This window comes from Rhodococcus sp. NPDC060086, from assembly GCF_042730275.1.
Classification (GTDB): domain Bacteria; phylum Actinomycetota; class Actinomycetes; order Mycobacteriales; family Mycobacteriaceae; genus Rhodococcus.
The window spans coordinates 1-10,379 of record NZ_JBHWWZ010000086.1 but is presented as its reverse complement, the minus strand read 5'-3'; the positions used below and the strand labels follow the sequence as shown (position 1 = coordinate 10,379).

Here is a 10,379-nt window from a genome sequence, read left to right as displayed (position 1 = left end):
GGAGGTGGTTACGGGACCTGCTGCCGCGATTCCTGCTGCATAGTCAGGACAGGAGAAGAGATCACCGTCCTACACCACCTTCTGGGGCTTGACCGTCTCTACCGCCGCTACGCCGAACCCTGCGAGAGCAGTCCCAAGGCGGGAGTAGTAACGAGGACTTCGCGGCTTGACGGAGTCGTTGAGGAGAGCGCCATTGAGACCTGCAATGATCACCCGCACCCATGCCGGCCCGAGGCTTCTGGTGCTGCCTTTGTCGCCGGAAGAATCTCATCGTTACTCACGCCGCTCCCTCATTCATGCCGATTTGCTTCTTTCGAACCCCGACAGTGGCACGGTGATCTCAGCTCTGGAATCGAGTCCGCAGGTCACAGCATTCCCCGTCGACAGCTCGCAGAATGAGCTGCCCTTCTTCCCGCCCCCTCAACAGGGGCAAAGGGGTACGCCGTTGACAACTCGAGGCTGCCCGGAACGACAACAGACTGATCACCGGTGAGGACCTGAATCGCTGTATCACGAAGTACTCGGAGAAAATCCGGCTGGCGCGGCAGCTGGTCTACTCCGTCATCACCTCGGAAGCATCGAGAGATGGATGGATCGGCGACGTCGACTTCAGCCAAGACCTCTACACGATCGCATCGGTGGCAATCCAGGCATCGACAACCCAGCATCTGCTCGACGAAATGGACTCGCTTCCCGATCGCACGGTCGAGGACAATATGGCCATGGAGGAGGGAGATCGGCTTCTCCATCGACTGGATGCCGAGATCGCCGAACATATCTCGCTTCTACACAAGGCTGCGGACGGTACACACTCCATCGACGACGCACTCGATCTGCGGCGGAGGAACGCCATGATCGCAGATCGACGCGAGGAGCTGCGCATCATGCTGACCTCTGCTAGCCAGTCCGGCACGCCCGAGACCGAGCCAACGAGACGATCAACCGATCTGATCGAGTCCCGGGTAGCAGCGTTTCACGACGTACCGGAGGTCATCGCGAAGGCACGTAGTCGAGGATGACGAACACTGCCGGTGGATAGTTCTACGTCCACATACGGCTCGCGATGAAGGCCGGTGGCGGCGGACGATGAGTCGTCGTGTTCCGGTCGCTTCTGAAGCTTGGCGATCGTGCCCTGAGCCACCGGATGACATGTTCAGCTGGCGAGAGCCTCGGGACCGCCGTCGTTCTTTTCGCTGCTCGTCTGCTTCGACGCGATCGCCACGACACGAGCAGACGATGTACGGCCGAGTTTCTTGTCGATGGCGAGTTTGCCGCGTGCGGCGTTGATCTGTGCGTCAGTTGCCCTGGGTGCCGTGGTGGTCGTCATCGTGATCCTCCGCTTCGTTACTGCCAGTATTGCCCAGAGCGAGGACCTCATCAAGCACGGTGTCGGCGGCGAGGAGTTCGTCACGGCCGGCGAGGGAGCTGGTGATCATTGCCCGGACGAGCTGGACACCGACGTTGGACCGGTGCGGGTTGTTGATGTCGAGGGCGAGTTCGGTGGCGTACTGGAACCGCCGCCACCATTCTTCTCGTCGGGCCTGCAGCTCGCGTTGTTCGGTGGCGCGGGTGTTGGCTCGCCACACTAGAAAGGCGCTGGTTCCTGCCGCGATCAGCGTCAAGATACTGAGAATGATCTGGAGGGTCGGCACCGCGCCAGTATTGCATCGGTGACCGGCCCGTCGTGGGGCCGCGTCCCCGAGTGCCAGTGCAGCAACTTGCCCGGCATCACGCGGGTCGAACTTCGTTGTCTCGAGCTCGATGACCACGTAACGCAACTGCTCGACGCGGAAGAGCAGCAGGTCGAGATAGTAGTCGTCCCCGTCGACGTCGAAATGCACCTGGCGGCCGACGAATGCGAATCCCCGGCTCAGCTCGCACAGCGTATCGATGATCCGCGCGACCAGACGGTCCTCGAGTTCCCGCTCGCTCGCATCGCTGTCGATCGCAAGGAATTCCAGCGCGAACGGATCCTGGGCGGCGTACCACTCACTAGATCTTGGTCGTCGAGCTTGTCGAAAAGTTCGGCGATGTGACCCCACTGCAATTGTCCAACGGGTCGTTGGACAATTGCTGCCTCCTCGGGCCATGCCTCGGCGAAGCGACGCATGCAGAACCGGACACCGCGCACTGCGCGCGGGAGCCGTCAGCGCAGCGTAACGACCGAGTTCAGCCACGCGATGTCTCGGTCGAGCTGTCTGTCGGATTCGTGAGGAGCTGTTTGTGGGCATCGAGGTCGCGTCGCAGTACTCCATCGCCGTGGTCGACGAGCAGCCAACTCGAGTGGCTGTCTGGCACGTCGACGTCAGTGGCGACATTCCTGCGGGTATGTCACGCCTGACGGGTGCCTGGGTTGTCGACGCCTCCGACACCGAAACACTTACTACTCTGCTCACCGACCGCTATGTTGCACGCTGCGATCCTGCGTCCGCGCACTCGGTTGTAGAACAATTCTCGATCAGTGGACGAATTGAGCTGGAAGCCACCATCGGTGCCGTTCGCACCGAGATCCAGGAATTGGACCGACTCTTCACCGAGCATGTTGCCTCGGTGAAAGGAAAACTCGTCCGGCCGGTTTGGCCCGATGTTCCCGACCCGCGTGCTGTCGTACTGCGACCGGTGAGTGCACCTGACGAGCCACGACGCGAAGGCGCTGACGCGCTGGATCTGGCACGCGGCATCCGCGACCTCGCAGATACTTGGGCTCAGATCGAAGCGCTCCGTACCGCTCGTCCTTTCCTCGCTGAGTCGGCAGGAAAAGCTATGCGGCCGCTTCCCTTGGAGGTTTCGTGACACCGACGTGGGAACAGGTTCGAGGCGCGAACTACGGCACGATGGGGCGCACTGTCCGCGGAACTGTCCACCGGCCGGACGGATCGTGGAGCCGCGTATGGCATGCACCTGAGGAGACCTGGCGCTACGAGAACGAGTCCGGTGAGCCCACGTTCATCGAGAACACCACCGACAGATGGTTCCGCGACGGGAACGGCACGATGGTGCACTCCGCCAAGTCTCCCCACACCCTCCATGCAACCGTGGGTATTGCTTCACCGTCCCTTCTTCTGCGCGCCTACGAAATGTTCCCTCCCTCAGGATCGCTCGGGGTCGACAACCAACGATTCGTCACGCCGAGTGCGCCCAAGGCGGTCCGAGTTCGCGGTCGCGACGGCTGGGAGCTGAGAGCCCTCGACCCACGCGCGAACGAAACGATCACGTACGTGTTCGACGCGGAACTCGGTATCGCACTGCGGTGGCAGCGCGGCGAAGACTGGATGGAACTCGAAAACCCCAGCCTCGATGAACTATTCGAGTCCGCATTGTTCACATGGACAGGACTGTCACGCCCGGCCGAGGACGATACTGCGAAATACCAGCGCGAGCACGAGGAGCGTCAGCGCGCTCTGGCCAGTATTCCGCAGGCGCTCCCGACATGGCTGCCGATGACAACGAACGTGCAGTCTCAATCCGGCGATGCCCGCACCGGGGAATTGAGCGTGTCGATCAGCGGGTATGCGCCGCAGTTCACGCTGCGCCGGTGGGTGAGCGCGATCGGTGAACCGAAAGCCGAATGGCCGAACGACTCGACGCCGGAACGCTACCGCCGGTCCATCGGCGACTGGACATACGAGATCCGCAGCCACCAGGAGATCGATCGGGACGACTGTGCTCGGATCGTGGATTCGATCGTTCCGGTCGACCCACCCGATCGCGACCCCACTGAGATCATCGCCGAACTCGCTGCAGAAGAGCACGATCGCCGCGAAGCGGAGATGCTCGCCACGCTCGGAACAGGCCGAGTTCTCACCGACCATCTCGAAGACGAGTCACTGCTCATCCGCACCGACTTCACCGACGACGCGGCCTGGCGAGACATTGCAGTCGCGGCTATGGCTCCGATCCCGCAGGGAGACGGCACCGAATTCGCTGCCTACCTCACTTGCATCGACAATCCGCAGTACGACGGGCTGACCGTCGATGGGCTTCTCGACGCACTGGGCGAATCCCACACGTACTACGCGTTTCTCGTCGACACCGAGACGGTGACGAACCCTGAAATGCCCATCGTCGCCGTCTATACCGGGCCCGACGAACCGGAAGTGCCTCGCGGAAGAACTTTCCGCGTCATTCCTTCCGAGATGTGGGGTGTGGAGAACAACCTGTCGATCTCGAACATGGATTTCGAATCGTTCGCAGACAGTGCCGACGAGGACGGGGTGTTTCGGGTTTTCCCGGAGCCGGTGCGTCCCGTCGAGGAGGTGACCACCCGCGAGATCGCGCAGTGGATCGCAGACCATGTCGGCACCGACGTGCTGCGGGAGTTCCATGCCCAGATCTCCGGCCGGAAGTATCGCTATCCCGTGTCGCTGTTCGAAGACGATCTGGCGGAGGTGCACGCTCGCACCCGCGACACCGAACACGGAGAGCATGCCGAAGTTCTCGGCTACGACGAGTTCCTGGACGCGACTGCGGCCGGAGGACCGGCGCTGCGCGGCACCGTACCGACGCGCAACGGCTACTGGATGTTCGTCCTCGACCGCGTCTCCCATCGACCGGTCGCGGCGTACCGCATCACGAACGCGCCCTACGTGCCCCCGGCGCCCCAGGACGGAGTGCGGCAACCGATGAGGTTCGAAGTGCCGTTCGTCTGCACTGAACCGACGTCTGTCTCGATGCTGACGGATGACGACGACCTGATCGACCGAGATGTTGTGCAGCGAGCTGTTCTGGCCGAAGCTGCACGGCTGCATCCCGACTGCGACATCACAGGCGGCGTACCTACCCTCCAGCGGATCCCACGTCTCGTGGGTTTCAATATCGGCTGTTACGTGCACATCGACGGCCGGCCGGTGTTCTATGTGTCCATCGTGACCGACGTCGATGACGAGTTCATCGTCCAGGAAGTTCCGCCGGAAGGGATGCGGGTGGTTGGACCGGGGGAGGCGTGACGATGCCTTCAGCGCTCCTCTCAGATCCTTCGATCTGAGGCCTTCGTGGTTCTGCCCACCCACAGTGGCACGCCACTTCTTGACCGGTCTCGGTTGAGACGTCGCCGGTGGGCTTCGTCTTCCAGCGGCGTCCAGCAGCATTCGGCTCCTTTTCGGCGTGCCACGTTTCTTCGAAAGTGCGCTTGAGATCGGAAAAATAGATATCAGGCAAATCCCTAGTCTGGTCTCCGGTCAAGGCGAGTTGTTTGCGCGAAAAATCCAGATAGGGCCGAAGGTCCAAGAGTGGGCAGAGTCGTTCGGTCTCGGCGGAGGCGTGTCTAAAGACTTAATTCGTAAATCACTGCACTGCAGCAATATTGTGACTTGAGCTGCATCCATTAGATGAACTGCCGCAATTGCATCAAATTGGTCAATGCAGACAAAATGGGTTATTTACGGTACTCGGACGTGTCGTTCTCCCTTCCGTGGGCGAAGTCATAACGAGTTATTCATTTTCCCTGTAACAACCGGCTCCGCAATTGCCATATCTCAGATGGCATGCCTGCCCGATTTCCGTTTCTCGTAGAGAAGTGAATGACATGACCTCTGTCGACCAGACCCGTAAACGTCGCAAGATCCGCGCTGTCCTCGCCTCGGGGCTCGTCCTCGGTGTCGGCGCGGCCATTACGCTCGCCGCGTGGAGCGACACCGTGTGGGGTAGCTCGCAATTCGGCACCACCGGTAGTGACTTCGACATCCAAGGCTCCTTCGATAACGGCACCAGCTGGGACGACTACCTCACGCCCGAAACCGCAGGGACCATGACCTTCGCCCAGCAGGCCGAGGCACTGGTACCCGGCGAACCGGTCTACCAATTGGTCGGCCTGCAGGAAGTCGAAGGCAACTTCGGCGCCGACATCGCGCTGTCCAAGGAGAGCGCTGACGCGTCAGGGCTGGCCGGGCTGGTCACTGTGGCGGTCGCAGATGCCGGTGCCGGAGAGACCGCTCCCGCCTGCGACGCATCTGCTGCTTTCGGTACGGGTGTCACTATCGGTGCTGCCTCCACGACGATGCTGAACACCACCGTCGGAGCCGAAGGCTTCCGCTGGGTGTGCTTCTCGGCCGAACTCGCAGCGGACGCCACCGTCGCGGCCGGCGGCCTGCAGTCGCAGCCGATCCTGTGGGAATTCGCCGCGACCAGCACTGAATAACCAATTCGAGCGTGCGATGACCGAACCCATCGAAGGCGGTCATCGCACGCCCCGGTCTTGACCATGGCGGGCATCTCTGCCCCAGTACAGGAGTGAATCGATGGCGGACACTTCCGCTGCGCACCGATCGCAGTACCCGGCCCGTGCTTCACGCATGAAGCGGCGGTCGCCGGGGTCGTACCTTGCGGGCGGGCTTATGAACCTGCTCGCCCTCGGCGGGGTGGTCTGTGTCGTTCTCGTCATTGCCGCAGTGCTGCTGAATATTTCACTCATCATGTTCAAGACCGGGTCGATGTCGCCCACCATCCCTGCCGGATCGCTGGCGGTGGTGAAGGAGATCTCGGCCGACGATATCGCCATCGGCGATGTCGTCACTGTCGATCGTCCCGGCGAACTGCCGGTCACCCACCGCGTCATCGCAGTGCATCCGCAAGGGGTGGGTGAAGCGCTGATCGAAATGAAGGGTGACGCCAACCCCGGACCGGACCCCGGCATGTATCGCGTGGAGCAGGTCCGCAAGGTGTTGTGGTCGGTGCCGGACCTGGCGCATGCGGTGGTGTGGCTGTCGAACCCGTATGTTCTCGGGTCGCTCACCATCGGTGCGTCGGCGCTGGTGCTGTGGGCGTTCTGGCCTCGTCGCACCGACGATGAGCCGACCGACCAGACACCGAATATCCCGGGTGCGAAGCGATGACCGCACTTCGACGGCGCCGACTCGGTGTCGCTGCTGTGGGGCTGTTGTGCGGACTTGCCCTGATACTGGCCAACGGTGGTGTAGTCGGGCAGACGATGGCGTCCTGGAGCGACCGGGTTGTCGGTGGGTCGGTGTTCCGCACCAGCGAGGATGCCGGGAAAGCCTATGCGCGCGCCATATCGACACATGGGTGGTTGAACCGATTGGTCAGCGTCGACAAGTTCGGGCCGATCCGCTCGTTCACCGACGCACAGCGGCCACTGAAGTTCGTCGACAGCGGCTGGGTCCAAGGTGAAGAGTCCGGGACGTTCCGCGTGGTCACCGCAGAAGGGCAGGGCCGATCCTGCAGCCGTTCGGAGATCGCTACTCCTAACGAGTGCACACCGCCGCCGAGTACTTCGCTGCCGCCACGAGCTTATGCGGCCTCACTCGCCAATGCGCTGCGCATCACCGCCGTCGGCGACCTGGGCGTGATGATGTCCTACGGCACTGGCACGAACCCGACACCGGTGGCTGCGACAGCAGCCTGTCGGCCGGGGCAGAACGGCGTAGCCCGCCTGACCGGCGGCAATTTCAACGTACGCGGTGCCACCCTGCCGATCCCACCGCCGAATGGCCAGGGGTCTGCTACCGCTACATCCCCCGGGTTTCGATACGACGCAACCCTCCGGCACGTCAGAGTGGAAGGTCAAAACCAGGCGAAATCCCAATTGTGGTTGCACGCCAGCAGTACCGGTAGGGTCACCGGCACCGTGCAGTGGCGCGTAGACATGCTGCTGGTCGACGCCGAATGCGGTATCGGAATGTCGACTCCTCCCGAGCCGGGACTGCAGACCGCTTCGGTGCCTATGCGCGCTGACGTGCTTGCTGCTCAATTCGCTCAGCCCGACGACTCGAGCGAGACGTGCATCGAGCCCACTCGGGACGAAATTCGCGTCGGCGATACGGAACACAAAAGCCAGGCCCTGTCCGACGACAATCAGAACTCAGCTTCCGACCCAGCAGCCGGCACCGTCACCGACTCGACTGCGGAGCGCACCGGTGACCACGACGCTCCTGCCGGTACGTCATGCACCGGTGAAACTCCGACGGTGCTCGACGTCCTCGCACAGGAAGCGGTGACGCCAGAGGAATACGCTGTCGACCCAGAGGGCGGACAAGAACTTTCCGCCGCCGCACAGGGCACACCGACGCCACCGGCCTCCACGCCGACATCACCGGTCAGTGAAGCGGCCACGGACTCGACTTCGGGTACCGCCAGCGCCGAGGAGTCGCCGGAGCACACCACCCCGGTCGATTCAGCGACACCCGATACGCCGGCAGCGTCACCGACAGTCACAACCACTTCTGCGCCGCCGAACGACACCGTTCCGGCCCCAGCGCCGACACCTGGCCCGACTGAGCCCACCTCAGTCGGGGTCGGACGACCCTTCGCTCTCGTTGCCACCGACGGCACCGAGCTCGGCACCGCGACTGTGACGGCAGTGCGCAACGAACCCGGGTGCGGGATCGCTGTGCAGATGAGCGTGCGTACTTCATCGAAGACCGACGAACCACAATGGAACACGCTCACATCCAATGACTTCCGAGCAATCCTCGCCGACGGCAGCACTGCGGGTGTCAGACCTGACGAAGGAGGGTGCGATCCCACACGCACCGCCCTACCTCAGGTTCTCCAACCCGCTACGAGCTACGCCGGGTGGCTCACGTTCGGTGTCTCTCCTGCCGTCTCCACCGTGATGCTGCGGCCGGCCGGTACTGCCGGCTGGACGTTTGCGGTTCCTGCGCCCTCGCCGACCCAGGCTGCTCCTACCCAAACCCAGACCCCGCCCGGCCCTGGCGTGGCTTCCGAGGACTCCACGATCGGCGACCCGTCCGCCTCGAGCACCGCCGATGCCACGCCCACCTCGCTGGACGGCCCGAGTCCCGAGCCCGAGGCCGGGTAATGGCGTTGCAGCAACGGTGATGAGCGGCCGAAGTGAGGACGGAACGATCTCGATTCGCGGGTGGTATCGACGGCGGTCCGACGTCAACAACGGCTGGATACACGGGTGGTTTGCCGTGCATGACCACTAGCCAGAGGTTCGGTCGACGGTGTGCGAAATGCGTATGGCAGCTGCGACTCTCGTAAGACTTTCGAGATTCCCGGGTACGTAGGCTTGACGGATTGCGCACACGCATTTCGCCGACATGAGCAGCGGACTGCTCTGCCGAGATCGTCGTCGGGCAGCCACCCGTACTCGTCGCATTGACCGCAAGTGGGTGGAAGCTTCGGCCGCGGCGGTCGGAGTTCCTGCCAGATCGAGATCCAGGCCGCTGCCGAGCGGGCAGGGTCGTTCGGGCGATGCCGTTCGAGCGCAGCCCGCACGAGTGCATCGATGCCGTGGACGTCGACCGAGTGGGCGATCATCGTGGCCTTCTCGGCGGTAAGGGTGTCGAACCGTGCGGTGAGACCGGCCAGGCGGCACGCCGCGGCCAGGTCGTCGATCTGAGGATGCTGCTGCTGCGCTACGGGCGCCGTCGTTGCGGGAGGTTCCGTGCGCGACGGTGCTGCAGATTTGTCTTTTGGTTCAAGGACGGTTCGGGTGTCGGTAGCGTCACCCCGTTGGTGCTCTGGTGTCACCCCGTCGGGTGCTCGCATGTCACCCCGTGGCTTCGGGCGGGGTGACGGTGCGTAGCTCCGTGGCATGCAGAGGTCATAGCAGTTTGGGCGACGATCCTCCCGGGAGATTGTCGCCGCGACCCGTTCCTGATCGCCGCGGGTGATGAGTTCGAGTTCGACGAGGGTACTGAGGCAGCGCTGGACTTGGCGTTCGCTCATCCGCGCGTAGCGGGCGAGAGTGCGCACCGATGGGAAGGCGCCTTCGCCGTTCCTGGAGGCGTGAGTGGCCAAACCCAGGAGCACCAACGTCAACGCCGGCGCCGACGGCATGCCGGGTGGAGTGGGGGAGGGTATGGCTGCGTGTTCGAGTGTCCAGGTGATCGCTTCGATACTCACGATGTCACCTGCACATAGGTATGCTGACGCATGTTCGACTCCTTCATAGTCGGACATCCGGCCCGTCGCGATGCCAGTCGCGGCGGGCCATCTGTTTTAAGTTGTTCGCACACGTGTTCGTCGCGTGTGGTTGATCATCTTGTCACCGGCGGTGGCGAGCGTCAACTGTTTCTACAGAGGCTGTCCGAGTCGCGGTGGTGTCGCCGGGCGCATAGGATCGGCCTGACGGTCGGCACGCGTTCGTACCGCACATCACCGTCGGGTCTGCTTCAGTTCTGCCGCAGCCAGCACGACATCCTCCCCTCAGTCGTGCAGAAGACTCGATGGTCTGCTGACCACTCCGCAATTCTCTCTGAAGCCATCGAGAGAAATAGCCGCGTAGTCGAGGTACGGGCCATGCCAGAGGTATACGCGATCGAGGGGATCGAGGAACGATTGAATAGCGTCGACACAAGCACAGCAGACGGACTGGATGTTGAGTCTCCAGGTATGAATCCCAGTCCTTACGCAGCACAGCGCATTAGCGGAATCATCCAACCGTATTCGTGGGG

Annotated in this window: 9 protein-coding genes; 6 read left to right on the top strand and 3 right to left on the bottom strand. The window is 62.8% G+C overall.

Annotated features, from left to right (window positions below; genetic code table 11):
• The first annotated feature begins 638 nt into the window (after positions 1 to 638).
• Positions 639 to 1,019 (top strand): hypothetical protein, encoded by a 381-nt coding sequence (locus ACFWB0_RS25260; protein ID WP_378493142.1) that lies wholly within the window; start codon positions 639 to 641, stop codon positions 1,017 to 1,019.
• Positions 1,020 to 1,153: 134 nt separating this feature from the next.
• On the opposite strand, the gene ACFWB0_RS25255 is transcribed toward ACFWB0_RS25260, so the two are convergent.
• Positions 1,154 to 1,327 carry a hypothetical protein gene (locus ACFWB0_RS25255; protein ID WP_378493141.1) on the bottom strand — a complete coding sequence of 58 codons (174 nt, stop codon included), beginning with the start codon at positions 1,325 to 1,327 and terminating at the stop codon, positions 1,154 to 1,156.
• Positions 1,296 to 2,042 (bottom strand): PDDEXK nuclease domain-containing protein, encoded by a 747-nt coding sequence (locus ACFWB0_RS25250; RefSeq protein WP_378493140.1) that lies wholly within the window; start codon positions 2,040 to 2,042, stop codon positions 1,296 to 1,298. Before ACFWB0_RS25250 ends, ACFWB0_RS25255 begins: the two co-directional genes overlap by 32 nt.
• 181 nt (positions 2,043 to 2,223) lie before the next feature.
• On the opposite strand from ACFWB0_RS25250, the gene ACFWB0_RS25245 reads away from it, so the two are divergent.
• The 5 genes from ACFWB0_RS25245 (at position 2,224) to ACFWB0_RS25225 (ending at position 8,776) form a co-directional block, all read left to right on the top strand.
• The gene (locus ACFWB0_RS25245; RefSeq protein ID WP_378493139.1) at positions 2,224 to 2,793 is read left to right on the top strand and encodes a hypothetical protein; all 570 of its coding nucleotides are present in this window, start codon (positions 2,224 to 2,226) and stop codon (positions 2,791 to 2,793) included.
• Positions 2,790 to 4,946 carry a DUF6924 domain-containing protein gene (locus tag ACFWB0_RS25240; protein WP_378493138.1) on the top strand — a complete coding sequence of 719 codons (2,157 nt, stop codon included), beginning with the start codon at positions 2,790 to 2,792 and terminating at the stop codon, positions 4,944 to 4,946. Before ACFWB0_RS25245 ends, ACFWB0_RS25240 begins: the two co-directional genes overlap by 4 nt.
• A gap of 578 nt (positions 4,947 to 5,524) precedes the next feature.
• Entirely contained in the window at positions 5,525 to 6,136 is a 612-nt protein-coding gene (locus tag ACFWB0_RS25235; protein ID WP_378493137.1) for a SipW-dependent-type signal peptide-containing protein, read from the top strand.
• A gap of 100 nt (positions 6,137 to 6,236) precedes the next feature.
• Entirely contained in the window at positions 6,237 to 6,830 is a 594-nt protein-coding gene (locus ACFWB0_RS25230) for a signal peptidase I (RefSeq protein ID WP_378493136.1), read from the top strand.
• A complete protein-coding gene (locus ACFWB0_RS25225; RefSeq protein WP_378493135.1) occupies positions 6,827 to 8,776 on the top strand; it encodes a hypothetical protein in 1,950 nt (649 codons plus the stop codon). Before ACFWB0_RS25230 ends, ACFWB0_RS25225 begins: the two co-directional genes overlap by 4 nt.
• An 83-nt stretch (positions 8,777 to 8,859) precedes the next feature.
• Here the strand turns inward: ACFWB0_RS25225 and ACFWB0_RS25220 are convergent, their stop codons facing one another.
• On the bottom strand, positions 8,860 to 9,762 hold the full coding sequence (locus ACFWB0_RS25220) for a helix-turn-helix domain-containing protein (protein ID WP_378493143.1): 903 nt from the start codon (positions 9,760 to 9,762) through the stop codon (positions 8,860 to 8,862).
• Positions 9,763 to 10,379: the final 617 nt, after the last annotated feature.